The sequence below is a fragment of the Ramlibacter montanisoli genome (genome assembly GCF_013087525.1).
In the GTDB taxonomy this organism is placed as follows: domain Bacteria; phylum Pseudomonadota; class Gammaproteobacteria; order Burkholderiales; family Burkholderiaceae_C; genus Ramlibacter; species Ramlibacter montanisoli.
Window position 1 is genome coordinate 1,906,975 of the sequence record NZ_JABFCS010000001.1, and the last position, 24,161, is coordinate 1,931,135.

At 69.9% G+C, this 24,161-nt stretch carries 21 protein-coding genes and 6 pseudogenes; 8 read left to right on the forward strand and 19 right to left on the reverse strand.

Translation table 11 applies throughout. From position 1 onward, the window contains the following. Window position 1: 1 nt before the first annotated feature. The 4 genes and pseudogenes from HK415_RS09500 to HK415_RS09515 form a co-directional block, all read right to left on the reverse strand. Window positions 2–2,237 (reverse strand): annotated as a pseudogene (locus tag HK415_RS09500) (penicillin-binding protein 1A); the annotation flags it as partial. Between the two features lie 91 nt (window positions 2,238–2,328). After that, a pseudogene (locus tag HK415_RS09505) lies at window positions 2,329–2,683 on the reverse strand (translation initiation factor Sui1). A 35-nt stretch (window positions 2,684–2,718) separates the two neighbouring features. After that, complete coding sequence (locus tag HK415_RS09510; RefSeq protein WP_171558453.1) at window positions 2,719–2,868, reverse strand: hypothetical protein; 150 nt, start codon at window positions 2,866–2,868, stop codon at window positions 2,719–2,721. A gap of 68 nt (window positions 2,869–2,936) precedes the next feature. Then, window positions 2,937–3,125 (reverse strand): hypothetical protein, encoded by a 189-nt coding sequence (locus HK415_RS09515; RefSeq protein ID WP_171558456.1) that lies wholly within the window; start codon window positions 3,123–3,125, stop codon window positions 2,937–2,939. 164 nt (window positions 3,126–3,289) lie between these two features. On the opposite strand from HK415_RS09515, the gene HK415_RS09520 reads away from it, so the two are divergent. The 4 genes and pseudogenes from HK415_RS09520 (at window position 3,290) to HK415_RS09535 (ending at window position 7,552) form a co-directional block, all read left to right on the forward strand. Continuing rightward, window positions 3,290–4,396 (forward strand): chitosanase, encoded by a 1,107-nt coding sequence (locus HK415_RS09520; protein WP_216369759.1) that lies wholly within the window; start codon window positions 3,290–3,292, stop codon window positions 4,394–4,396. Window positions 4,397–4,535: 139 nt separating this feature from the next. Then, a pseudogene (locus tag HK415_RS09525) lies at window positions 4,536–5,518 on the forward strand (tripartite tricarboxylate transporter substrate binding protein). A gap of 62 nt (window positions 5,519–5,580) precedes the next feature. Continuing rightward, the gene (locus HK415_RS09530) at window positions 5,581–6,054 is read left to right on the forward strand and encodes a tripartite tricarboxylate transporter TctB family protein (protein WP_171558461.1); all 474 of its coding nucleotides are present in this window, start codon (window positions 5,581–5,583) and stop codon (window positions 6,052–6,054) included. Window positions 6,055–6,083: 29 nt separating this feature from the next. Further along, window positions 6,084–7,552, forward strand: a pseudogene (locus HK415_RS09535) (tripartite tricarboxylate transporter permease). A 100-nt stretch (window positions 7,553–7,652) separates the two neighbouring features. On the opposite strand, the gene HK415_RS09540 reads toward HK415_RS09535, so the two are convergent. Then, window positions 7,653–8,714 (reverse strand): Ldh family oxidoreductase, encoded by a 1,062-nt coding sequence (locus HK415_RS09540; protein WP_171558463.1) that lies wholly within the window; start codon window positions 8,712–8,714, stop codon window positions 7,653–7,655. A gap of 108 nt (window positions 8,715–8,822) precedes the next feature. Between HK415_RS09540 and HK415_RS09545 the strand changes: the two genes are divergently transcribed. Beyond that, the gene (locus tag HK415_RS09545) at window positions 8,823–10,085 is read left to right on the forward strand and encodes a phospholipase D-like domain-containing protein (protein ID WP_171558466.1); all 1,263 of its coding nucleotides are present in this window, start codon (window positions 8,823–8,825) and stop codon (window positions 10,083–10,085) included. A 7-nt stretch (window positions 10,086–10,092) separates the two neighbouring features. Here the strand turns inward: HK415_RS09545 and HK415_RS23890 are convergent, their stop codons facing one another. The 4 genes and pseudogenes from HK415_RS23890 to HK415_RS24875 form a co-directional block, all read right to left on the reverse strand. Then, window positions 10,093–10,533, reverse strand: a complete 441-nt coding sequence (locus tag HK415_RS23890; protein ID WP_216369760.1) for a hypothetical protein — start codon at window positions 10,531–10,533, stop codon at window positions 10,093–10,095. Next, complete coding sequence (locus HK415_RS23895) at window positions 10,506–11,132, reverse strand: matrixin family metalloprotease (RefSeq protein WP_216369761.1); 627 nt, start codon at window positions 11,130–11,132, stop codon at window positions 10,506–10,508. Before HK415_RS23895 ends, HK415_RS23890 begins: the two co-directional genes overlap by 28 nt. A gap of 11 nt (window positions 11,133–11,143) precedes the next feature. Next, window positions 11,144–11,956: a caspase family protein gene (locus tag HK415_RS09555; protein WP_309246820.1), complete on the reverse strand. Its 813-nt coding sequence runs from the start codon at window positions 11,954–11,956 to the stop codon at window positions 11,144–11,146. Between the two features lie 50 nt (window positions 11,957–12,006). Continuing rightward, a pseudogene (locus tag HK415_RS24875) lies at window positions 12,007–12,963 on the reverse strand (hypothetical protein); the annotation flags it as partial. Window positions 12,964–13,075: 112 nt separating this feature from the next. Here HK415_RS24875 and HK415_RS09565 point away from each other — a divergent pair. Next, window positions 13,076–13,948 (forward strand): alpha/beta fold hydrolase, encoded by an 873-nt coding sequence (locus HK415_RS09565; RefSeq protein WP_171558472.1) that lies wholly within the window; start codon window positions 13,076–13,078, stop codon window positions 13,946–13,948. 85 nt (window positions 13,949–14,033) lie between these two features. After that, on the forward strand, window positions 14,034–15,383 hold the full coding sequence (locus tag HK415_RS09570) for a cyclic nucleotide-binding domain-containing protein (RefSeq protein WP_171558474.1): 1,350 nt from the start codon (window positions 14,034–14,036) through the stop codon (window positions 15,381–15,383). A gap of 19 nt (window positions 15,384–15,402) precedes the next feature. Here the strand turns inward: HK415_RS09570 and HK415_RS09575 are convergent. Both HK415_RS09575 and HK415_RS09580 read right to left on the reverse strand, forming a co-directional pair. Further along, window positions 15,403–16,976: pseudogene (locus HK415_RS09575) on the reverse strand (ABC transporter substrate-binding protein). A gap of 57 nt (window positions 16,977–17,033) precedes the next feature. After that, on the reverse strand, window positions 17,034–18,407 hold the full coding sequence (locus HK415_RS09580; protein ID WP_171558477.1) for a S8 family serine peptidase: 1,374 nt from the start codon (window positions 18,405–18,407) through the stop codon (window positions 17,034–17,036). Window positions 18,408–18,740: 333 nt separating this feature from the next. On the opposite strand from HK415_RS09580, the gene HK415_RS09585 reads away from it, so the two are divergent. Continuing rightward, on the forward strand, window positions 18,741–18,917 hold the full coding sequence (locus tag HK415_RS09585; protein WP_171558480.1) for a hypothetical protein: 177 nt from the start codon (window positions 18,741–18,743) through the stop codon (window positions 18,915–18,917). A gap of 169 nt (window positions 18,918–19,086) precedes the next feature. On the opposite strand, the gene HK415_RS09590 is transcribed toward HK415_RS09585, so the two are convergent. The 8 genes from HK415_RS09590 to HK415_RS09620 all read right to left on the reverse strand — a co-directional run bounded on the left by HK415_RS09590 (window position 19,087) and on the right by HK415_RS09620 (window position 24,160). Then, entirely contained in the window at window positions 19,087–19,866 is a 780-nt protein-coding gene (locus tag HK415_RS09590; protein ID WP_171558482.1) for a phosphatase PAP2 family protein, read from the reverse strand. Continuing rightward, the gene (locus HK415_RS09595; RefSeq protein WP_171558485.1) at window positions 19,824–20,120 is read right to left on the reverse strand and encodes a hypothetical protein; all 297 of its coding nucleotides are present in this window, start codon (window positions 20,118–20,120) and stop codon (window positions 19,824–19,826) included. The genes HK415_RS09590 and HK415_RS09595 overlap by 43 nt, the downstream gene beginning before the upstream one ends. Before the next feature lie 127 nt (window positions 20,121–20,247). Then, complete coding sequence (locus tag HK415_RS09600) at window positions 20,248–21,471, reverse strand: hypothetical protein (protein ID WP_171558487.1); 1,224 nt, start codon at window positions 21,469–21,471, stop codon at window positions 20,248–20,250. Continuing rightward, a complete protein-coding gene (locus HK415_RS09605; protein WP_171558489.1) occupies window positions 21,423–22,142 on the reverse strand; it encodes an adenylate/guanylate cyclase domain-containing protein in 720 nt (239 codons plus the stop codon). The genes HK415_RS09600 and HK415_RS09605 overlap by 49 nt, the downstream gene beginning before the upstream one ends. An 86-nt stretch (window positions 22,143–22,228) precedes the next feature. Next, window positions 22,229–22,453: an NYN domain-containing protein gene (locus tag HK415_RS24880; RefSeq protein ID WP_373684640.1), complete on the reverse strand. Its 225-nt coding sequence runs from the start codon at window positions 22,451–22,453 to the stop codon at window positions 22,229–22,231. Further along, window positions 22,351–22,770 (reverse strand): PIN domain-containing protein, encoded by a 420-nt coding sequence (locus tag HK415_RS26950; protein WP_373684667.1) that lies wholly within the window; start codon window positions 22,768–22,770, stop codon window positions 22,351–22,353. The genes HK415_RS24880 and HK415_RS26950 overlap by 103 nt, the downstream gene beginning before the upstream one ends. Next, the gene (locus HK415_RS26275; RefSeq protein WP_309246641.1) at window positions 22,755–23,069 is read right to left on the reverse strand and encodes an excalibur calcium-binding domain-containing protein; all 315 of its coding nucleotides are present in this window, start codon (window positions 23,067–23,069) and stop codon (window positions 22,755–22,757) included. The genes HK415_RS26950 and HK415_RS26275 overlap by 16 nt, the downstream gene beginning before the upstream one ends. Window positions 23,070–23,209: 140 nt before the next feature. Further along, a complete protein-coding gene (locus HK415_RS09620; RefSeq protein WP_171558492.1) occupies window positions 23,210–24,160 on the reverse strand; it encodes an SMP-30/gluconolactonase/LRE family protein in 951 nt (316 codons plus the stop codon). Window position 24,161: the final 1 nt, after the last annotated feature.

The window sequence follows — 24,161 nt, forward strand, 5'->3', positions numbered from 1 at the left end:
CAACGGACGCCGACGACGATGCGCTGGCGGCCGACCAGCCGCCGGTAGGCCTCGTTGGCGAAGCGGTATTCGTGCGCGGGGCCGTCCAGCCACGCCACCGCCGCGGGCGCGTCGCGGAACAGGCGCTCGATGTCCTCCAGGCCGTAGCGCGAGCGGCCGACGGCGACCGGGTCGCTGCCGTCCTCGTCCCGTTCCTCCCCGCCAGGCTCACTGGATCATCCTGATCAGCCTCCCGAACAGGTCGTTCACGAGGTCCTGCACCGGGTCGCGTGCAGGCTCGGGCGGCTTGGGCCGCGGCCGCGGGATGTCGAACTCCACCCGCGCATCGGCGGCCTTGGTGCGCAGGGCCTGCACGAAGAAGTCGCCGACCATGGGCAGCGCGCTGCGGGCCCCTGCCCCCAGCTCTCGCCCATGGTGACGCGGTTGTCGCTGAAGCCCACCCAGGCGCCCGCCACCAGCTGCGGATGCATGAGGATGAACCAGCCGTCCGAGTTTTCCTGCGTGGTGCCGGTCTTGCCCGCCACGTCCGCCTGGATGCCGTAGCGCGTGCGGATCGCGAGGCCCGTGCCTTCGTCCACCACCCCGCGCATGACGTTGACCAGTTGCAGCGCCTGCGACCGCGGCATCACTTCCATCGGCTTGGCACGGGCGAACAGCACCAGGGTGCGGCCGCTGCGGTCTTCCACGCGCATGATCAGCTGCGGGTCGCCCATGTAGCGGCCGTTGTTGGCCAGCGTGCCGTAGGCGGTGACCATCTCGCGCAGCGTGACCGGGCTGGTGCCCAGCGCCAGCGAAGGCACCATCTCCAGCTTGCTCTCGCGCACGCCGAGGTTGAAGGCGAGCTCGGCCACCTTCTGCGGGCCGACCTTGCTCACCACCTGCGCCGTGATGCTGTTGCGGGAGTGGACCAGCCCGTCGCGCAGCGTCATCGGCTGGTAGGTCGGGGGACTGGAGTCGCGCGGGCTCCACGGGGCGGCGCCCTTGTCGCGGATGGACACCGGCTCGTCGATGAAGGTGTCGTCGGGCGACATGCCGTCCAGGAATGCCGCGCCATAGGCGAAGGGCTTGAAGGTGGAGCCGGGCTGGCGCCGCGCCTGGTTCACGTGGTCGTACTGCGACTCGGCGAAGTCCGTGCTGCCCACCCAGGCCTTGACCTGCGCGGTGCGCGGATCGATCGCGAGGAAGCCGGCCTGCAGCAGCGCGCGTTCCTCACCCTTGCGCCGGGCGCGGTCCGCGTAGTCCTGCAGCTGACGCATCTGCCGCGCCACCGCCGCATTGGCGGCCTTCTGCAGCCGCGTGTCGATGCTGGTGCGCACCACCAGGCCGTCGGCGTAGATGTCGTAGTCCTCACGGTCCGCCCAGGCGATCAGCCACTTGCGCACCTGCTGCGCCACGTGCGGCGCGATGCCGAACTGCTCGGTCTGGCGCTCGAAGTCCAGCCGCAGCGGCCGCGTCGCCAGCAGCTCGGCGCGCTTGGCATCGAGCTTGCCATGCCTGGCCATCTGCGCCAGCACGGTGTTGCGGCGGTCGCGCGCGCGTTCCGGGTTGAGCACCGGGTTGTAGTAGCTGGTGCCCTTGAGCATGCCGATCAGCGTGGCGCTCTCCAGCACGTCGAGCCGGTCGGCCGACTTGTCGAAGTAGGTCCGCGCGGCCATCTCGATGCCGAAGGCGTTGTACAGGAAGGGGACCGTGTTCAGGTAGGTTTCGAGGATCTCCTCCTTGGAGTAGATCGCCTCGATCTTCAGCGCGGTGATCGCTTCCTTGGCCTTGCGGGTGACCGACAGCGAGCGGCCGATCTCGTTCGGGTAGAGGTTGCGCGCCAGCTGCTGCGTGATGGTCGAGCCGCCCTCGCGCCGGCCGCGCAGCGTGTTGAACACCGCGGCGGCGGTGCGGCGGAAATCGATGCCGTGGTGTTGGTAGAAGCGGTGGTCCTCGGTGGCGATCAGCGCGTCCACCACCGGCTTGGAGATCCTGGCCAGCGGCACCCACTGCCGGTTGATCCGCTTGAATTCGGCCAGCACCACGCCGTCGGCGGACATCACCACGGTCGGCACTTCCGACTTGGCCTTGCGCAGGTCGGAGATGCTGGGCGTGAAGGGCACCAGGACCAGGACGTAGAGCAGCACCAGTGCGGGCAGCAGCAGGACCGCGCGCACCGGGTAGCGGCGCGCGAGGTCGCCTGCGCGGCGCAGCAGGACGACGGCCCAGGCCTGGGCCCGGGCGAGGGCCGGGATCATCGGATGAATCTAGTGGCGGCTGTGGTTGAGCCGTGTAGGACCCGTTCGCATGCGCGCGGTTCAGCTGGGTCGGTAAGCCGATGTGACGGGGTCAGCCGCCGGCGCGCTTCACGGTGAAGTTGCGTTGCTGCAGCAGCGCCATGACCTTCTCGACGTGGTCGCCCTGCACCTCGATCGTGCCGTCCTTGACGGTTCCGCCCGAGCCGCAGGTCGCCTTGAGGTCCTGGCCCAGCTTGAGCAGCCCGGCCGCATCCACCGGCACGCCGCGCACCACCGGTCACGGCCTTGCCGCCGCGGCCCTTGGTCTCGCGCTGCACGCGCACGATGCCGTCGGTGGGGGGCGCGGCGGCCTGGCGGCAGGCGCACTGCGCCACGGGCCGGCGGCACGAGGGGCACATCCTGCCGCCCTCGGTGGAATAGACGAGGCCGCCTCCCGTTTTGCGCATCCGGCGATTTTACCGGCGCCGCTTGCGTCCTCCTGTCAGGCGCGGGCGGCGATCACGGCCTGGCCGGCGAGCATCGCGACGCAGTGGTTCGCGTAGAGCAGCTGGCCGCGCGTGGCAGGCGCCCCCTGCGCCTGGACCGGCGCCGTGCCGGCAAGGACGAGGAGGAAGGCGAGGAGTGAACGCATCGGGGACCTGCAAGGCTGTGTCCGCCGATGCTAGGCGGCTGCCCCCGGCCAGCTTGCGTTGCGTCAACTCACCTGCGCGGGTCGCGCCTGCGGCCCAGCAACCACTCGACCAGGACGACGCCCCCGGCGATCAGCACCGCCCAGAGCGGCACCGAGGAGGGGAACAGGCCCTGCGCATAGGCATCGGAGGCGCGCGCGAAGGCGTGCAGGGCCTTGTCGGCGCCCTGGACCAGTGCATCGAACGGCGGGATGTTCATGGCGCCCTCCTTGCAGTCAACTTAGCACCTGCGCGCCAAAGCGCATCACCCTTTCGGGCTGCCTGTGTGCACTAGTTGCTCGGCGGGAGGGATCTCTCCAAACCGGAGGATTGCACCTGCCCTGCGGGTGCCTATCCTCGCTGCAGCATCCCGCGGAGACTGCGATGAGCGATGTCTACAGCATGACGGTCCTGTGCACGGACTGCACCGAGCGCAGGGGCGACCTGGAGCAAAGCGGCCACCAGGTGGTGGACATCCGCGAGGACCCCACCCTGCCCGGCTACTGCACCCTGCGCTACACCCGCCCGGCCGCCAGCAGCGCACGCTCGCTGATGATGCCGGCGTCGCAGGCCGACGCGGCGCGGGCCATCGTCAACATCTTCGAGACCGGCACCGTGCGCGGCCACTACGGCATGGTCACGGTGCTGCCCGGCGACACCGGCCGGCTCACCTACGGGCGCGCGCAGACCACGCTGGGCTCGGGCAACCTGCACCTGCTGATCGAGCGCTACTGCTCCACCGTCGGCGCGCGCTTCGGCGCCCGGCTGCGCGCCTGGCTGCCCGCGCTTTCTTCCCGCAGCCCCGCCGCCGACACCGACCTGAAGCTGCACAACATCCTGCGCGCCTGCGCCGACGACCCGGTGATGCGCGACGTGCAGGACGCCTTCTTCGACGACCTGTTCTGGGACCCGGCGCTGCGGGCCGCCACCCGCATGGGCATCCGCTCGCCGCTGGGCGTGGCGGTGGTGTACGACAGCTGGGTGCACGGCTCCTGGCCGCTGATGCGGGACCGCACGCAGTCCGGCGGCACGCTGCAGAAGCTGGGCGAGCACGAGTGGATCCAGCGCTACGTGCGCACCCGGCGCGACTGGCTCGGCACCCACCCGAACGCGCTGCTGCGCGCCACGGTGTACCGCATGGACGCCTTCCAGCGCCTGATGGCCCTGGACGCCTGGGGCCTGCCGCTGCCGCTGGTGGTGCGCGGCCAGGAGATTTCGCTGGCCACCCTCGGCGAGCTGCCGCCCGGCTGCTTCGACGGTCCCCAGCCCGGCACCCGCGAGCTGAGCGTGCGCAGCCCGCTGCTGCGCGGGCTGGACGTGCGGCTGCTGCAGCTGGCGCTGTCGGACCAGGGCTGCGACATCCGCGCCGACGGCGTCTTCGGCAACGCCACCGCGCGCTTCGTGCGCGCGCTGCAGCGCAGCAGCGACCTGCCCGAGACGGGCGTGGCCGACGCCGGCCTGGTGCAGCAGCTGGTCTCGATGGAAGCCTGAGCCGGCGCGCCCGGCTGGCGGATCAGCTGGGCACCGGCGGCTCGCCAGTGGGTTCTCCCTAGCACGCCCCGGCCCGGCCGCGGCGTAGATTGCCGGCCAGTCGCACCCATTCCCATAGCGACGCCAAGGAGACCCCAGCATGACCCGTCCGTCCCGCCGCTCGCTGATCGCCGGCAGCCTCGCCGCGCTCGCGCTCGCCGCCACCGCCTTTCCCGCCGCCGCGCAGAACTACCCGTCCCGCCCGATCACGCTGATCGTGCCCTGGGGCGCCGGCGGCGGCACGGACGCCACCGCCCGCATCCTGGGCAGCCTGATGGAAAAGGAACTGGGCCAGCCGGTGAACGTGGTGAACCGCACCGGCGGCAGCGGCGTGGTCGGCCACTCCGCGATCGCCTCCGCGCCGCCCGACGGCTACACCATCGGCCTGGCCACGGTGGAGATCGGCATGATGCACTGGCAGGGCCTGACCGAGCTCACCGGCGCCTCGTACACGCCGATCGGCCTGGTCAACGCCGACCCGGCGGGCATCCAGGTGCGCGCCGACGCGCCCTACAAGACCGTGCAGGACCTGCTGGCCGCCATCAAGGCCAACCCCGGCAAGTTCAAGGCCTCCGGCACCGGCCAGGGCGGCATCTGGCACCTGGCGCTGGCCGGGCTGCTGCGCGACCAGAAGATCGATCCCGCCTCCGTGGCCTGGGTGCCGAGCAACGGCGCGGCGCCCGGCCTGCAGGACATGGTGGCCGGCGGCATCGAGATCGCGCCGGTGTCGCTGCCGGAAGCGCGCTCGCTGATCGACGCCGGCAAGGTCAAGAGCCTGGCGATCATGAACGACAAGCCGGCCGCGCTCTACCCGAACGTGCCGACGCTGAAGGCGGCGATCGGCAGCGACTGGACCATGGCGGCCTGGCGCGGCATCGTCGCGCCCAAGGGCATCCCGGCCGACGTGCGCAACAAGCTGGCCGCGACCGTGCAGAAGGTCGCCAACAGCAAGGAGTACCAGGACTTCATGGCCAGCCGCGGCTTCGGCGTGATCTACGCGGGCCCGGACGAATTCGGCAAGTTCATGGCGAAGTCGGACGCGAGCTGGGCGCGACGATGAAGGCGGTCGGCATCGCGAAGTGATGGGGTGGAAGCGAGCGCGCGGCGCTCGCCCCGCATGACCGCGGGAACGACGAAGAACAACAATGAAACTCAATGACGCGGTCTTCGGGCTGCTGCTGACGCTCCTGGGGGCCGCCGTGCTGTTCGGCGTCCAGGGCTATCCCAAGATCCCCGGCCAGCCGGTCGGGCCCGCCCTCTTTCCCGGCCTCATCGCCGCCGGCCTGTGCGTGGCCGGCGTGCTGCTGATCGCGCGCGGCTGGCGCCAGCGCGCGCAGCAGCACTGGCTGGCCTGGGACGACTGGGTGCGCTCGCCGCGCCACGTGATGGCGCTGGCGGTGCTGCTCGGCTCGGTGGTGTTCTACATGGCCGCGGCCGACGTGCTCGGCTTCCTGCTCACGGCCTTCCTGATCCTGATGGCGCTGTTCCTCGTGCTGCGCGTGCGGGTGCCGGTGGCGCTGGCCGTGGCCGTCATCGCCACGCTGCTGGTGCACACCGCCTTCTACAAGCTGCTCAAGGTGCCCCTGCCCTGGGGCCTGCTCACGGGGGTGTCCTGGTGACGAGCGCCGCCGTCCTGCAGGCCTTCGCGATGGTGTTCGAGCCGGCCACCCTGCTGGCCATCTTCCTGGCCGCGCTGTTCGGGCTGTTCGTGGGCGCGATCCCCGGGCTGACCGCGACCATGGCGACCGCACTGCTGGTGCCGGTCACCTTCTTCATGCCGCCGATCCCGGCGATCGCCACCATGGTGACGGCGACCGCGATGGCGATCTTCTCCGGCGACGTGCCGGGCTGCCTGCTGCGCATCCCGGGCACGCCGGCATCGGCCGCCTACACCGACGAAGCCTATGCCATGACGCGCAAGGGCGAAGCGGAAGTCGCGCTCGGCGCCGGCCTCGTGTTCTCCGCGGTCGGCGGCCTGTTCGGCACGCTGGTGCTGATCCTGGCGGCGCCGACGCTGGCGGAGTTCGCGCTGAACTTCAGCTCCTTCGAGTACTTCTGGCTGGTGCTGCTGGGGTTGACCTGCGCGATCTTCATCACCAGCGACGCGCCGCTCAAGGGCCTGGTGACGCTGCTGCTCGGGCTGCTGGTCGCCTGCGTGGGCCTGGGCAACCCGGCGGGCCACCCGCGCTTCACCTTCGGCAACTCGGAACTCACCGGCGGCATCGGCATGATCCCGATGATGATCGGCATGTTCGCCATCTCGGAGCTGATCCGCTATGTCGTGGACACCAGCCCCACCCCCGAACTGGTGGTGGAGAAGGTGGGCAACGTGATGAAGGGCCAGTGGGCGCTGGCCAAGAAATATCCGATCCAGATCCTGCGCGGCAGCACGCTGGGCACGGCGGTCGGCGCGCTGCCGGGCGCGGGCGCGGACATCGCGGCCTGGATGTCCTATGCCATGAGCAAGAAGTTCTCCAAGGAGCCGGAGAAGTTCGGCACCGGCCACGTGGAGGGCATCGTCGAATCGGGCTCGGCCAACAACAGCGCGCTGGCGGGTGCGTGGATCCCGGCGCTGGTGTTCGGCATTCCGGGGACTCGATCACGGCGATCGTGATCGGCGTGCTCTACATGAAGAACATGAACCCGGGGCCGACGCTGTTCACCACCAACCCGCAGAACATCTACGCGGTGTTCCTGCTGTTCATCCTGGCCAACCTGATCATGATCCCGCTGGGCATCCTGTGCATCAAGGTGGCCAAGCGCATCCTGCGGGTGCCGCGCAACATCCTGATGCCGCTGATCCTGCTGTTCTGCGTGGTCGGCACCTTCGCGATCAACAACACGCCCTTCGACATCGGCGTGATGCTGGTGGCCGGCGTGATCGCCTACCTGCTGGAAGCCAACAAGTTCCCGATCGCGCCCGCGATCCTGGGCGTGGTGCTCGGGGGCATGCTGGAGGAGAACTTCATCACCTCGATGATCAAGTCCAACGGCAACCTTGGCGCCTTCCTGTCGCGCCCGATCGCCGCCGGGCTGGCGGTGGTGACCATCCTGGTGTGGTTCCTGCCGGTGGTGATGCGGATGGTGCGGGCGCGGCGGGCGGTAGTCCCAGCGTAGCCGGCAGGGGTGCCTGCGTAGGCTGGCGGTGAGCGCCGCGAACCCCAGCGCTTGCGCGCATCGCTGGGGTTCCTGCGTCACCCCGGCCTACGAGCCTGATTCATTGCGCGGTGGGGAACTTCACCTTCAACTTCTCCGCCCACGGCTTCAGCGCCTCCATGATCCCCGGATGCAGCGTCACGCCCTCGGCGCGCTGCTGCCGCATCAGCGCATCGCCCTTCTCGCCCGGCAGCCGCACCGGCTTGCCGGCCTGCGCGGGCCGCGACGCGTGGCACTGGCGCGCGACTTCGTCCATCTGGCGCACGAAGTCCGCGCTGCCGCCGAAGGCCGCGGGGTCGATGATTTGCACGAACACCGTCGCGCCCCAGCCCTGCTTGGGGTCGGCGCGGCCGAAGCCCGCGAGGCCGCCGGTCAGCGCCTCCACCATCAGCGACAGCCCAAAGCCCTTGTGCCCCGAGTCCAGTCCGCCCAGCGGCAGGATCGTGCCCTTCGGTTCCTGGAACAGCACGGCCGGATCGTTGCTGGGCTTGCCGTGCCCGTCGATCACCCAGGGCGCCGGCAGCTTGCCGCCTTCCTGGTGCAGCCGGCCCGTGAGTCCGTTGGTGGTGGCGGACGTGGAGATGTCCGTGACGATCGGTGCGCCGCTGGTGGGAATGCCGGCGGAGATCGGGTTGGGCGTGAACACCGGGTCGAGTCCGCCGTAGGGCGCGACGCTGGCCGAGTTCGCGTCCGAGGACGCCAGGATCATCATCAGTCCCTGGTCGGTCGCCCGACGGTGGAAGGCGGCCAGGCAGGCGATGTGGTGGCTCTGGCGGATGACGACGGTGCCGGTGCCGCAGGCCCTGGCCTTGGCCGCCGCGGCCTTCATCGCCTCCAGCACCAGCCACGGCCCGGGCAGGCGCCGGCCATGCCAGGTCAACGCGGCCGGCGCTTCTTGGATCACCTCGGGGCCGCCCTCCAGCCGCATGGACCCGCTCTCGATCTCGCGCAGGTAGGCCGGCAGCAGCTGCAGCCCGTGCGTGGTGTGGCCCAGGAGGTCGCCGTCGACCAGGATCTCCGCGACGGCCTGGGCCTTGTCGCCGGGCATGCCGGCGGCGGCCAGCGCGTCGCGCGCGAAGGCGGTGAGGGAGGAAGCGGCGTAGCGCGGGGCGGACTGCGTCATGGTGGCGCAGTCTAGCGGCGGCGGCGAACACCTCGTTACGGACAAGCCCTAGCCCCCGCGCGGCCACCCACAATGGCCCACTTCAACGGCCCAGCTTCGCACCACTTCATGACCGACAACCTCTGGGCCTGGCTTTCCCTCGCCCTGATCGCCGCCCTGGTGCTCGTCATCTGGTCGATCCGGCGCCATCGCAGCCCCATCCTGCAGGTGCAGACGGACTGCGGCATCGAGCAGCTGATGCCCTCGCTGTCGGGCCTGACGCTCAGCACGCCGGTGGAAGGCAACAGCGTGCAGGTGCTGGAGAACGGCGGCTTCTACGACGTGCTGGAGCAGCGCATCCGCGCCGCCCAGCGCTCGGTGCACTTCGAGACCTTCCTGTGGAAGCCCGGCAAGCTGGGCGACCGGATGGCGGCGGCCTTCATCGACCGCGCCCGCGCCGGCGTCCCCGTGCGCATCACGCTCGACGCGCAGGGCTGCAAGACCCTGGAGAAGGACCAGGTGGCGCGGATGCGGGAGGCGGGCTGCAAGCTCAAGTTCTTCCACAAGCACTCGATCTACACCATCGGGGTGATGAACGACCGCACCCACCGCAAGATCTGCATCCTCGACGGCAGCGAGGCCTTCGTCGGCGGCCACTGCATCACCGACGACTGGCTGGGCGACGCCGAGGACCACCAGCACAACTCGGACGTCAGCGTCTGGCTGCACGGGCCCATCGTGCACAGCATCCAGGGCTGCTTCAGCGAGAACTGGGCGGGCGAGACCGGCGAGCTGTTCGTGGGCGACGAGTACTTCCCGGTGCTGCAGAAGGCCGGGAACATCTCGGTGCATGCCGCCTTCGCCAAGCCGGAGAACTCGGCGCCGGCGGTGAAGATCCTGCACCACACCGCGCTGTGCCTGGCGCGCAGGAAGATCTGGATCCAGAACCCGTACTTCATTCCCAAGCAGGAGGCCATCGCCGCCTTCGGCACCGCCGTCAAGCGGGGCGTGGACGTGCGCGTGCTGATGCCCTCCACCAGCGGCTCGGACTCGCCGCTGGTGCAGCACGCCGGGCACTACCACTTCGAGCAGCTGCTCAAGCTGGGCGTGCGCCTGTTCGAGTACCCCCACACCCTGCTGCACCAGAAGGTGATGACCATCGACGGCTGCTGGAGCGCGGTGGGCTCCACCAACTTCGACGACCGCTCCTTCGACACCAACGACGAGGTCACGGTGGGCATCCTCGACGAGGGCATCACGGCGCAGCTGGATGCCATCTTCGAGAAGTACTGCCGGCGCGCCGAGGAGATCAAGCTGGAGAAGTGGCGCAAGCGCAGCGTCTTCATCAAGGTCAAGGACAACGCGGCCTACCTGCTGAACGACCTGCTCTAGCCCCTCCTCACCAGACCATCACGGCCGCCTGGCCCGGCTTCTTCGCATAGCGCAGGCGCAGCCGCAGCAGGTACTCCTTGCCGGCGTCCAGGTGCACCTTCAGGTGCGCGTTGTCGTCGGTGCCGCCGTCGTCCTCCAGCGCCAGCGGCTTGCCCTTGGGGCTGGCCTGCCGGAACAGGGCCATCAGCGCGTCGGCATCGCCGAAGGTGCGGAACTCGTAGTCGCGCGTCTCGATCGGCTGGAAGCGGAAGTCCGCCTGCTGGCCCGAGCCGAGGTACAGCGAACTGGCCTTGAAGGGCTTGAGCGTCTTGATCGCCTGCGGCTTGAGCGCGGGATAGAAGGCCTTGGCCCACTTGCGGTCGCGCGCCGACAGGCCGCCCTTGGGATGCAGGCCCTTGCCGTACTTCTTCGGCTGCACGATCAACCCGGCCTCGAAGGGGTAATGCATGATCGAGTTCGGGTCCCAGGACGAGCCCTGCACCTTGTCGGCCTGCAGCTTGTCGATGATGTTGTGGCGGGGGTCGCCTTGCTCCAGTTGTTCGGCGGTGCCGCCAGCGCCTGGTACACGGCGGCTTCGTTCCACACGATGCCGGCGAAGGGGTTCTGGTGCTCGTGCGGGAAGCCCAGGCTGTGGCCGATCTCGTGCAGCGCCGTGTCCAGCCCCTCCGCGGGATCCTCGGTCAGGCTCCAGCCGAAGTTCATGGTGCGCGGGTCCTCGCGTTTCGTGAGCACGTCGGTGCCGATGTAGGACCAGGAACCGTCGCCGTCCTGGAAAGCGATGCGGAAGTCGGCCTCCCCGGCCTCGTGCACCTCGGCGAACTCCAGGCCGATGCCCAGCGCCTTCCACATCTTGAAGGCCTCGCGCACGACCTCGCGGTCGCCCTCGCTGCCGGCCCACTTCTTCGGCTTGTCGTAGAACCAGTACCGCAGCTGCGAGCCGTTGAGCCACTTGTACTGCGTCTCGCGTAGCAGCCGCGTGCGTTCGTCCGCGGCCGGCGCGGGACGCAGGTAGCCCTTGGGATAGGTGACGTTGCAGAAGCGGTGCATGAGGTTCTCCTTCAGAGGGGTGCCAGCCCCGGGATCATTTCGCGCCGGCGCATGTCGGCGCAGTGCAGCTGCGGGTTCTGCGGCTCGGCGACCACGCTGGCGATGCGTTCGCCGGCCCTGGCGATCAGCTGTTCGAAGTTCAGGCGCGGGCGTTTCTGCCGCGCGGCCTGGTGCAGCACGCTGCACACGCTGTAGGTGAAGGCGCCGAAGGCGGTGACGCCGTGCCGGTATTCGTAGGCCAGCTCGCCTTCGGCGCAGGCTTCCAGCATCACCGGCACGTAGGGGCCGAAGTGGTCGTTGGCGGACTTCGCGCTGCGGTACTCCGCCGCCGACGGCGTCCACAGGCTGGTGCCGCGGCCCATGCGGCGCACGCTGCCGTTCTCGCCCAGCCAGGACTTGCGGTCGCTGGCGCGCGCGAGCTGGCGGTCCTCCTTGGCCGTGACGCGCGCGAGCTGTTGGCGCGGCAGCCACATCTGGCTGCGGCCGTCCCAGCGCAGCATGCGGTGGCGGATGTCATCGGGCGGCGTGAGCCCGCGCGCGCGCAGCGCCGACCCTCGCGTCATGCCGCCGGCATGGCAGCAGTCCAGCATCACGGTGAACTGGCAACCGTAGGGAAGCTGGCCGTAGAGCGCCGCCAGTTCGTCGTCGGTGATGCCGTCGCCGCGGCTCCAGTCGAAGTCCCAGGGCACCAGGCATTCGTCGAGCCGGTCCACCTCGGAGTCGCGGCCGTAGCCCGGCACCTGCGCGCCGTGGCCCGCGAAATAGAAGAACAGCTGGTCGCCCTCGCGCGCTTCCTCCAGCAGCCAGCGCAGCCGCTCGCGGATCGCCTCCCCGTCGCGCGCTCGTTCAGCACCACGCGGATGCCGTCCACGGGGAAGCCGAGCTCCTGCAGCGCGGCGCTGACGGCGAACACGTCGTTCACCGGCCCTTCCAGCCGGTTCTGCGCTTCGGGATAGTCGGCCACGCCCACCAGCACCGCCTTCTGCTTGAGCTCCGGCGGCTTGGCGCGCGTGACGATGCGGGCGTGCTGCTGCGCGAGGTCGGTCGGCCGCGTGCCGGCGGCCACGGCGCGGCCGCGCGGCGCGGTGGCGGCCAAGTCCTGCCACACCGTCAGCGCGGTCTGCTCGTGCCCGAGGTAGCTGGCGCCCTCGTGGTCGGCGAAGCCGGGCAGGTCGAAGAAGGTGTCCACCTGGCGGAAGCGGCCCACCGAGGGCAGCCCCACCGGGCAGGTGAAGACGTCGTCTTCCGCGTTGAACAGGTGCCACCAGAAGCGGCAGCTCTCCAGCGGCTCGATGCGGCCGCCGAACACCGAGCGCACGGCGGGATTGCCGATCTGCGAGCCGAAGGAGACGAAGGTCAGGTCCTTGGCCAGCGTGCCGCCGGCGACCTCGTCGGGCCGCAGCGTGTCGTAGGCGATCAGCGAACCCAGGCTGTGGGCCAGCACGATGTCCGGCTGGAACTGCTGGATCACGAAGGACAGCCGGTCGCGCAGCAAGGCGCGCAGTTCCTCCAGCGCCACCCACTGGGCGATCATGCCGGCGGTCCAGCGCACCGAGTCGAGCGCCGACGCCAGGCCGCCGCGCGAACGCAGGCGGTCGGTGAGGCCGTGGAACAGGCCGCTGGAGGAAAGCCGGTAGAGCGCCTCGATGACCTCGGGCACCCCCAGCGGCGCGCTTTCGAACAGGTCGTCGTAGCCGAGGAATTCGACGGTGTGTTCCAGCCCGGGACGCCAGGCCCCCAGGCCGTCGGCCACCGCCTGCCGCCACTTGGGCTGCCAGTCCGTCGTCTTGGCATCGCCATGGCCGACGCCGTGAATCGCCAGGATCCGCATGTCTTCCCCCTGCCGGTGGAACGGGCCCCGGCCCGCCCAAGATATAGAGCGGATGCGGGGCGCGCAACATCCTCACGTCGGGAGATGCGCGCGCGCGAGTGACAATTGATCCATGTCGTCCATCGAGCAGCATCCCCTGGAATCCGAACTTCCCGCCGAAGCCCTGCGCGTGCTGGCGCAGGCGACCCGCCACGCCACGCCTTGCGGCGACGGCCAGCTCGTGTGGCACACCTGGGGACACGCTGGCGGCGAGCCGCTGGTGCTGCTGCATGGCGGCAGCGGCAGCTGGACGCACTGGATCCGCAACGTGGAGGCCCTGGCCGCAGCGGGCCGCCGGGTGGTGGTGCCGGACCTCCCCGGCTTCGGCGACTCGGCCCGGCCGCCGGGTGGGCAGGACGCCGACGCCGTGGCCCCGGTACTCGCCGACGGCATTCGGCAGATACTGGGCGACGCGCCGGTCGATATCGCCGGCTTCTCCTTCGGCGGCCTGTGCGGCACGCTGCTGGCCGCCTCGCATCCGCAGCGCGTCCGGCGCCTGGTCCTGGTCGGCGCGCCCGGCCTCGGCCTGCGCAGCAAGCGCCTGCCGCTGACCGCGTGGCGCGACCAGCCGACGCTGGAGGGCCGGCTGGCCGCCCACCGCAGCAACCTGGCCACGCTGATGCTGCACCGCCCGGAAGCCATCGACGCGCTGGCCATCGCGCTGCAGGCGGCCAACGTGCCGCGCGACCGCATGCACCGCCGCCGGCTCGCCCTGACCGACATCCTGCTGCAGACCCTCCCGAAGCTCGCCTGCCCGGTGGACGCGATCTACGGCGCGGCCGATGCCCTGTACATCGACAGCATCCAGCGCCTGGAGCCCCTGCTGCGCACGGCGCCGCGCTTCGGCGAGCTGGTGCTGCTGCTGGGCGCCGGGCACTGGGTGCCCTACGAGGCGCCCGCCGCCTTCCACCGAGAGCTGCTGCGGCTGCTCGCCGCGCAAAGGTGAATGGATTACATTCTGGCCGGTACCGCCCCCGGTCCTCCCGCGGAGCTTGCTGCCTAACTGGCCTGCATCCACACGGAGGAACACCATGTACGCAGCTGCCGAACAACGCATCCACAACGTGCACACCCTGACCGCGGGGCCGGCGCGCTGCGCGGACGACTGGGCCTGGCGCGTGCTGGAGGAGATCGACTACGGCCTGATCGTGGTCGACGTGGACTGCGAGGTGCTGCACGCCAACCACCTGGCGCGCCACGAGCTGTCCCGCGAACGCTTCATGCGCACGCACGGCGAACGCCTGCTCGGCCCGAGCGCCTGGCACACCGAGCAGATCGTGCGCGGCGTGCAGCGCGCCGCCCAGGGCCGCCGCGAGATGATCGTCCTGCGCAACGGCGACCTGTGCCTGCACGTGGCCTGCGTCCCGCTGTTCAACGGCTACGAACAGGGCGGCTCGGTGCTGCTGATGCTCGGCCGCCAGAACGACACCGGCAACCTGGCGCTGGCCTTCTTCTCGCGCAGCCACGGCCTGACCCCGGCCGAGGAGGCGGTGCTCAAGTGCCTGTGCGACGGCCTGCGCGTGCCCGAGATCGCCACGGCCAAGGGCGTGTCGGAGAACACGGTGCGCACGCACGTGCGGTCGCTGCGCGACAAGACCGGCATCAACAGCATCCGCGGCATGATCCAGCGCATCGCCGCCTTGCCGCCGGTGGTGCCGATGACCCTGTCGATCCGCCGCGCGGCGCATCGCAAGAGCAATGAGCGACCAGCGCCCGCTGCTGACCCCCTGCCCGCCCCGGCGGCGGTCGGCGGCGGCCTGCGGCCGGGCCAGTCGCACACCGAGGCGCTGGCCGCGCGCGGCACCGAGCGCACCTTCCGCAAAGGCCTGCTCCTGATCCAGGAAGGCGACCTCGGCAGCACGCTGTTCATCGTGCGCTCGGGCCGCCTGCGCGCCTATGCGGCGGATCCGCAGGGCAAGGAGATCACGCTGGGGATCTACGGCGCCGGCGAATACGTGGGCGAGATGTCGCTCGACGGCGGCCCGCGCTCGGCCAACGTGGAAACGCTGGAGACCACCACCTGCTCGGTGATCACCCGCGAAACGCTGCTCGCCTACATCGCGCAGGAACCCGCCTTCGCGCTGGAGATGATGGCCCGCCTGATCCGCCGCGCGCGCCTGGCCACCGAGAGCACCCGCAGCCTGGCGCTGATCGACGTGTACGGCCGGGCGAAGCGCCTGCTGGAAGAACTCGCCGGCCCGCCCGCCGCCGACGGCTCGCGCACCTTGCGCGAACGCATCACGCACCGCGAGATCGCCAGCCACCTCGCCTGCTCCCGGGAGATGATCAGCAAGCTGATGAAGGACCTGGAGGTGGGCGGCTACGTGGAGAAGCGCGAGCAGCGGATCGTGCTGGTGAAGGGGTTGCCGGCGCGGTGGTAGCGGCGCGGCGCGGCAGCACCTACTTCACCGTCACCCAGCGCCACTCCAGCCAGTTGTCCGCGCGATGCACCGCATCGACGTTGCTGCGCATCGCCCACGGAATCACCTGGCGGTGCAGCGGGATGTGGTGGACCTGGGCGTTGTGTTCGCGGAAGGCGGCCTTGATCAGTTCGGCGCGCCTGGCGGGATCCGCCTCGCGCGAGGAGGCAGCAGCCAGTTCGTCGAGCTTCGGGTTGTTGTAGTTCCCCCAGTTCCAGTAGCCGACGCCCTTCTCGCCGCGGGAGCGCACGATCGGCGTCAGGGTGGTCTCGGCGTCGGTGATGGACCCGCCCCACCCCAGCATGTACATCGAGGTCTCCAGCTTTTCCATCTTCGCGAAGTACAGCGCCCGGGGCATCGCGTTCACCCGGACCTTCACGCCCACCTGCCCCCACATGGCCGCCAGCGCGACGCAGATCTCCTCGTCGTTGATGTAGCGGTTGTTGGGGCAATCCATCGTCACCTCGAAGCCCTGCGGATAGCCCGCTTCGGCGAGCAGGCGGCGCGCCAGCTCCGGGTCGTGCGGCAGCCGCCGCTCGAATTCAGGATCCTCGTACGTGCCCAGGCTGCTGGGGAGGATGGATCCCGTGGGCACCGCCATGCCGCGCATCAGGTTCGCCCGGATCGTCTCGATGTTGATGGCGTGGTACAGCGCGCGCCGCACGCGCACGTCCTTGAAGGGGTTGCGGCCCTTGATGTTGCTGTTGAGCAGCTCGTCGCGCGCCTGGTCCATGCCGATGAAGATGGAGCGTGTCTCCGGTCCCTCCACGACCCGCACGCCGGGGGTCTGGCGCAGCCGCTGCAGGTCCTGCGGCGCGGGATCCAGCACGAAGTCCAGTTCACCGGAGAGCAAGGCGGCCGTCCGCGTGGCGTCGCTCCGGATCGACACGTACGCGACTTCCTGGACGTTGCCTTCGAAACCTCCCCAGTAGGCCGGGTTGCGGCGGAAGGTGGTGCGCACGTCGGGCTGGCGCGACACCAGCGCGTACGGTCCGGTGCCGTTCGCGTTCAGGTGCGTGAACTTGGCTTCCTTGTTCTTGAAGTCGAGCGGCGTCGCCGCGTTGTTCCGCTCGCTCCAGGCCCCTTGTTCATGATGAAGATGAGCGAGGCATGCTGCAGGAAGATGGGGTTCACCTGTGGCAGCTGGAACTCCACGGTGAGCTCGTCGATCCGCTTCGGCTCGCCCATCGCGCTGGCGTATGCCTGCATCGCCGACGTCGCCGACTGGGCGCGCCTGACCGAGAACACCACGTCGTCGGCGCTGAAGTCCGCGCCGTCGTGGAACTTGACGCCCCGCCGCAGCGACATGCGCCAGGTCGTCGGCCCGACCTGGGTCCAGGAGCTGGCAAGTCCCGGCACCAGCTCCAGCTTGCGCCCGCGCTTGACGAGTGTTTCGTACACCTGCCCGTTGATGGAATTGGTCAGGAGCTCGTTCTGCGAGTGCGGATCCATCGTCTGCGTGTCGCCCTGCGAGGCCCATCGCAACACCTGGGCCGGCAAGGCGACGGGCAGCGCCATGCAGGCGAAGAGGAGGACGGCGCGCAGGAGCTTCATGCGCGCCAATCTAGTTCCCCGTGCCGCGGTGTGTCCAGCGAAATCGGCGGCGCGCCGCTATTGCACGATGTGCTGGATGTCGATCTGCGGATCCTCGCGCGGTGTGGGGCCGGGGGTCAGGGGCGGCAGTGCGCGCAGCCGCACGACCGTGCGGGCGGCCAGGGGCGCCGCGACGCTGGTGCCCGCGCGGCGCGTGAAGCCCGCGCTGCGGTTGCCCCAACCCACGATCCCCAGCGCATTGGCGGACGCATCGGCCGGGGCGGCCACGTCGATCAGGAACCGGAGATGCGCGCTCGGCGGGCGCGCCGGGCCGCCCGCACTGTACTGCGACCGCAGCCGCTCGCGCGCCTGGTAACTGCCGACCACCGTGATGCCGCTGCCCGTGGCCAGCCCGTTGATCGAGTGGGCGTCGTAGGGCCGCCCCTTTCCGGCGGGCGCTCCCGACTCGAAGTCCCAGTCGCGCGAGAAGCGGCGCGGGAACGTGGACTGGTAGCTGCGCGTGGCGCCACCGAGTGCGGGCGTGCTGCGGGAGATGTAGGCGAAGACGTCTCCGGGGGCACCGGGCCTGCGGACCAGGATGCGCCAGTCGCCCACTTCGCCGCCCGCGCCCTGCGCCGCGAGGGTCGGCGGCAGCACGAAGAGCACCAGCCGCTGGTGTCCGCCGAACGTCGTCGCCTGCTGCAGGCTCAGGATGCCGGCAACCGGACGCCCCAGGCCGTCGGATCCGGACCAGGCGCCGTCGCCGCTGACGAATGCGGGTGCACCCGTGGCCTTCGGGGAAAGCAGCGCGAACTGCATGTCATCGAGCGTGTGCGGCGCCCACACCTCGACGAAGGTCTGCCGTTCGTTGCCGGGCAGGACGCGGACGCGGAACGTGTGGGTTCCACCGGGCGCGGCGGCCAGGTTGACGCGCTCGTGCGTGTTCGTGCGCAGGGTATTGCCCGCGCTCACCAGCACGTGCATGGTCTTGCCCAGCGTGAGCCGCGCATAGTCGATCAAGGCAGCGGCCGCGGTGTCGTAGAAGGACTGCCCGTCGTGGCTGCCATCGTAGGTCTCGGAGGAGATCGGAACCACGATGTCCGTCGTCTGCGGGCCGGCGCACTCCAGGATGTATTCCAGCGCGGCCAGCCGGTACGTCCCCAGGGCGCTGCGCGGCACGCCCTGGATGTACATGGATGGCAACTGCACGAACACGAGGTCCGGGAACTGGTTCTGCAACGCGCTCTGCCCGCGCTGCGGGGCGTGGTCGTGCTGGCCCTGCCACAGCAGGGTGGAGTTCGCGTGGGCTCCGAACAGGCAGCCCAGGATGTGCGCACCATGGGATGACTCCCGGCACAGCTCCGGCAGGCCGGCCCGGCGGTACAGGGCCCAATCGTCGGCGGCGGACCAGCCCGCGCTGAAGACATCGAGCTGGACGTTCGACGCTGCCATGCCGAAGTTCCAGGGGCTGGCGCGCTGGCGCCCGGCACGCCCAGCGCGCCGCCCTGTTGCCACAAGCTCAGCACCCGGGTGCCACCGGAGGCCAGGCGCAGCCGGCTGTTGGCGAAGGGGCAGCCGTAGTCGACCATGCCCACCAGGACGCGGCTCCGGCAAAGCGGCGGCGGGGCGCCGGGCCTTCCTGGCTGCAGGGGCTGCGCAGGCCCCGTGGGGCGCGTCGGCTGCGGGGCCACGGCGACCTCGAACCGCAGCACGGTGCCTGCGGCCGCCGCCTGTTCGACCCTGCGCAGCCCTGCCGGGTTGACGATGGCGGTGCCGTAGACGTGGGTGTTGTTCCACCACGGCTGGTGCAGCGTGGCGTCCGGCGCAGGGAACACGGTCTCGCAGAGCGCGCGGACCGCCTCCTTCTTCTTCTGGACCGTCAGCCGCAGCTCGAACGCGACCAGGAAGAAGGCGGGCGGCCCGCCGAACTGGGCGTACCTGGTGGCCGAAGCCCACGCGTAGTAGGCGTCGAGGGCGCGCGGTGGAATCGCAATTCCATGGCCGGCGTCCGGCAGCGACAGTGGGGTGAAACTCAGGTCCATGGCGGCTCCCGGCGTTCAGGTGTGCCGGTTGCGCCACTCTCCCCACGCGCCGCTCCAGAGGTAGCTGAGCAGCGGAGCCGTCGGGAAGGTCACGTTCGGCGCAGCGGCCACGCCGTTGGGCAGGTTCCCGCCCGGTGCGGGGGATTCGCGCGGTACCCGTCGAGGAATCCGGGCTGCGTGATCGTGTGGGTGGCGTAGCGGACCTCGTCGAATTCCCATTGCTGCAACGGACGCGCCTGCGTGTTCGTCACGTTGTTGCCGTTCACGACGGCCACGTTCCAGCTGTTGCAGGGATCCAGGACCGTGCACCGCCTGACGAAGTACTCGCCCAGGGCCATGCCCAACGCCGCACCCGGCGGCAGGTCCACGGGGAAATGGACGCCGGCGACGATGCGGTTGAAGGACATCCGGAAGGCCTGCCGGTACAGCATGGCGCGCAGGCCCGCGTTGTTCGCATTCGGGTCGGCCAGCTCGCACAGGATGCAGGCCGTCATGTAGGCCTGCGCCGCGTGTCCCATCGGCAGCGAGCCGTGGCCCGGAGTGGTCACCATCGGCTGCACGTCCGGAGAGTAGTTCACCGGGCGCCAGCAGCCCAGCTCGTGCTTGAACCGCATCTCGACGAAGATCGCCAGCTGCAGGGCGACGTTCAGGAGTTCGTAGGTCTTGGGGGTCAGGTCCGGCCGCATCTGCAGGATCGCGGCCCAGAACGCGAATTGCGAGTCGATCTGCGCCAGGATCTCCGCCGCGCGGTCCTCGCGCAGTTCCGCGTAGTTGAGGACTTCCGCCAGCTCGTTCACGAACAGGGGCCGGCCCGGCCGGCGGATGGTCACGGATGGCAGCGTGACGGGCCCGCTTGCGGTGATGTCCATCCGCAGTCCGGCGGTGAGGCCTCCCCGGCCGCCACCGGCTGGAAACTGATCGCCTGCAGCAGCTCGAAGGTGGCGAGATACGAGCGAACCCAGGGCTCCCACCGCCCCAGCGTCTCGATGTTCCCGATGGCGGGCAGCGGCGGCAAGGGATAGGGAACGCTGGGCATTCCGGGGTCGGTGATCCCTTCCCTCGCACGATTGATCGCGCCCACGAACAGCGGGTTCGCATAGCCGTCCATCAGGGTGGCGATCACGGCGGCCCCCCGGCCGCGCCGCCGGCCGCCCCACCCGCCGCGCCCCCGCGGCTCCGCCGGCTGCACCACCCGCCGGGTTTGCTGCACTGGAAAGTACATAGAAGGCCATGGCACCTCCTCGGTTTGTCTAACGTAAGGGGACGCCGGCCGCGGCCAGCGCCTTGGCGAACCGTTCGACCTTGTCCGTTACTGCGGGTCGACGGGAAAGGTATCGCTCGACGGTGAGGCGGGGCGCCACTTCCATCAGGCGGCGGACCATCTCGTGAGCGAACGCCTCCTGCCCCGTTTCCATGCCCGCGATGACGAGCACGCGGAGGGTGGGCGCATGGAACTTGTTCAACATCCAGGAGCGCCGCGCCTCCTGCAGCGCGCGCTCCATCTGGTCGTCGAACAGGAGCGCGGAGGCGAGCAGGCTGTGGTAGTAATAGCGGATCGGATCCAGCGGGGACAGCGCCATCGCCTTTTCGGCGCTGCTGACGGCCGCGCCCGTTTCCGCTGGCAGCACGGACTGGACGGTGGCACGGAACAGCCAGCCGAGGGAACAGCTCGGGTCCAGCGACAGCGCCGAATCGATGCGCTGGCGCGCCGTGTCCACGTCGGACTTCAGGTGGCAGTACACGAAGCCCTCGATGGCCAGCGCGAGCGCGTTGTCCGGTTCCGCGTCCAGTGCGCGCCGCGTCTGCGAAAGCGCGCTTTCCGCCTCGGCCTGCGGGTCTTCCACCAGCCCGCGGGTCGCCTTGAGGACGCTCCAGTTGGCGCGCCACGCGCGCGCGATGGAGGACCGCGGATGGCGCTCCAGGAGGTAGTCCAGCGCGGCACGGCTGCGGTCGAAGCTCGCCGGACTCGACTGGTGCATCAGCTGGATGCCGCCGAGCAGGACCGTGTAGCTGCGCAGCGTGGGCAGGGGCGCGACCGTGGCGCTGCGCGCCTGGGCATTCAGGAGCGCGGCCACGGCAGCGTCCGCGATCCGGTGCGGCAGCTCCGACTCCAGCCGGAACAGATCCTCCACCTCGGCTTCGAGGCGATCGGCCCAGACGACCGTCCCCTGCCGAGCATCGGCGAGCTCGACGCTGCACAGGATCCTGCTGCCGCGCACCAGGTAGTTGCCGGACAGGACGAAATCCGCCCCCAGGATCTGGTGCAGCGATTCGGCCCGGAGTTCGCGGTCGCGGAATGCGACGGCACTGAGCCTGGAGATCACCTTCAGCTGCGGCGTGCGCACCAGCTGGCCGATGACCCCGTCGGCGATCGCATCCCCGATGGCCCGGGATTCCGCACCGTCGTGGCCTCCCCGGAAGGGGATCACCGCGATCGTCGGATGCAGCTGCGTTTCCTGCTCGCGGGCGGGCACCAGCAGGGCTGCGCCGCCGCCGCCCCGACCCGGTAGACGCGCACCGGCTCGGCCACGTGCTTCAGGTGGCACTCGCCCATGTCCTCCACGTCGGCGTCGAGGCCCACCACGAGCTCGTCGCGCACCTGCTCCGTCACCATGGTTTCGCCCGGCGAGGCGAGGCTCGCCACGCGTGCGGCGAGATTCACGCCGGAGCCGTAAATGTCCAGTTCGTCGACATACACATGCGTGGCGTTGATGCCCGCCCGCAGGTGGAGCTGGGCCTCGGGCGGGAGGTCGCGGTTCACGTCCGCGAAGAACTGGTGCAGCTCGAGCGCGACGGCCACGGCCGCGGGGGCCGATTCGAACTCGGCCATGATGCCGTCGCCGAGGCTTTTCACGAGCCGCCCGGAATGTCTTGGCAGCACCGAGCGCGTGGTGTGCTGGACGAAGCGCCGCCAATGGTCGATGACGGCAAGCTCGTTGGCCGCCATCAGGCGCACGGACTCCACCAGATCCATCACCAGCACGACCTTCTGCCGCAGCGGAAGTGCGAGCAGCGGAAGGTCGTCCTCGTCACGATGTGCGGCACTACCCATCGTGTCCGGCGGTGGTGGCGCAGTCATACCCTGGTCTGGGGAGGCGGAGTCGGAGTCGGAGTCGGAGTCGGAGTCGGAGTCGGCCAGTTTCACACAGCGTCCGTCCGCTCACAAGCGGATACGGCCCTCGCTCCCCCGCCATCAGGAGGAAGCCGGCAAGCCGGTGCCCGGGTCAGTCGCTAAGGCAGGCGCGCGACGACGTCTTCGTAGTAATGGAACGCATCGCAGGCGCTCGCCCAATGCCGGTTCGTCGCATTGCGCGTGCCGATGCCGACGATGCGCCGGCCTGCAGCCCTTACCTTCAGGGCCAGCGGCGCGAAGTCACTGTCCCCGCCGACGACCACGATGCAGCCGATATGCGGCCGGCGATCCAGGTCTTCCATCGCATCGAGGCACAGGCGGATGTCGGCACCGTTCTTGGCGCTGCCGCCCGGGGGAACAGCTGCACCAGGTCCATGGCGCTCTCGAGCAGGACCTCGCGGTAGCGGCCGAAGAACTGCCAGTTGCAATACGCGCGGTTGATGGAGAGCGGCCCCAATGACGCGGCGAGCGCGATCACGGCGGGCACGTTGACCAGCGGCTCCTGCACCTTGAAGCGGTTGTCCGGCCGCGCATAGGCGCCCGGGTCCACGGCCTCCACCAGGCCGGCGTGCAGGTTCTCGAAGTCCCAGTAGAGGGCGACCGAGCCGGTCGGCACCACGGCGTTCAGCGCTGGCACCACTGGATCTCGCAAGGGATGCCGTCCTGGTCCTGGTCCAGGTTCAGCTTGGGGCTCTTGCAGTTCTGCAGGAAGAACATCGCTTCCTCACAGGACGTCATCTGCTCGCATTGCGTGCGCGCATCGCAGCGGAACAGCGGCTTGCCCGCGTTCACCGACGACGATTCGGTGCGCGGCACCTCGATGCGGGGCACGGGTACGGTCGTGCGCTCGCCCGGCGGCTGCCACCAGACGAACCAGGCGATGCCCGCGACCACGCCGAGCACGATGGCGCCTGCAACGACTCTTTCCGCAACTCGCACCGGGGTTCCTCCTCGGCCGATGGTAACGGGCCGCAGCACATCCGTGGGGCAGCGCGGCGTCGTTCCCGCGGAGGCGGGAACCCAAGGCGTCGAAAAGACGCTCGAGAGCCAGCTGTGCTTGCAGCCTCGTCCGTGGCGGGCTACTTCGGTCCGTGTGCCGCCCAGCGATCAGGCGAAGGCCGATGCAAGGGCAGTCCCGGAATGTCCATCCGCGCGCGCAAGATGCTTCCGCTGGTGGACTCGGTGAAGTAGACGTCGGTCCGCTGGGGTCCCCCGAATGCGAGATTGGTCAGCGACGTGCCCACCGGGCTGCGGATCACCTCCACCGGCTCTCCGTGCGGTTCCAGCACCCAGCAGCAACCCAGACCAGGATTGGCGACCAGGATGCGGCCGGTGCTGTCCACGGCCAGTCCGTCCGGGCCGCTGGGCCCGTACGACGTGAAGAAGGCGCTCACCTTGGAGACACTGCCATCCTCGAGCAAGGGCACGCGCCAGACCTGGTTGCCGCGGGTGACGGCGAGATAGAGCACCCGCTCGTCCGGCGACAGCGCGACGCCGTTCGGGCTCGGTACGTTGTCCAGCAGGCATTCGAGGCGGCCATCCGGCCGCAAGCGGAACAGCCGTCCCGTGGGATCGTGCAGCCCCGTCTGCCCCTGGTCGGTGAAGTAAAGGTTGCCCGACCGGTCGAACACCAGGTCGTTCACGCCCTTGAAGCGCTCCGAGTTGCGACGCTCCAGCACCGGGCGCACCTGCCCGGTGGCAATGTCGCACTGCATCAACCCGTTGAGGTAGTCGGTGACCAGGAGCCTGCGGTCATCGATCCACTTCATGCCGTTGGGCTCGCCCCGCCATTCGGCCACCAGCGACCAGTTGCCTTGCGGGTCGATCCGGAAGATGCGGCCGAACGGAATGTCCGTGACGTACAGGTTGCCCGCGGCGTCGAAGACCGGGCCCTCCAGGAACGAATCCGTCGGCTGGCCGCCGCGATTGGCGTCGGCCCAGTCCGAGCGCACGCCCGTGCGGCGGAACTGCTCCGGCATGGCCGTGAAGACCTCCGCCTGGCGAACGAGGGGCTTCTGCAGCAGGAACATG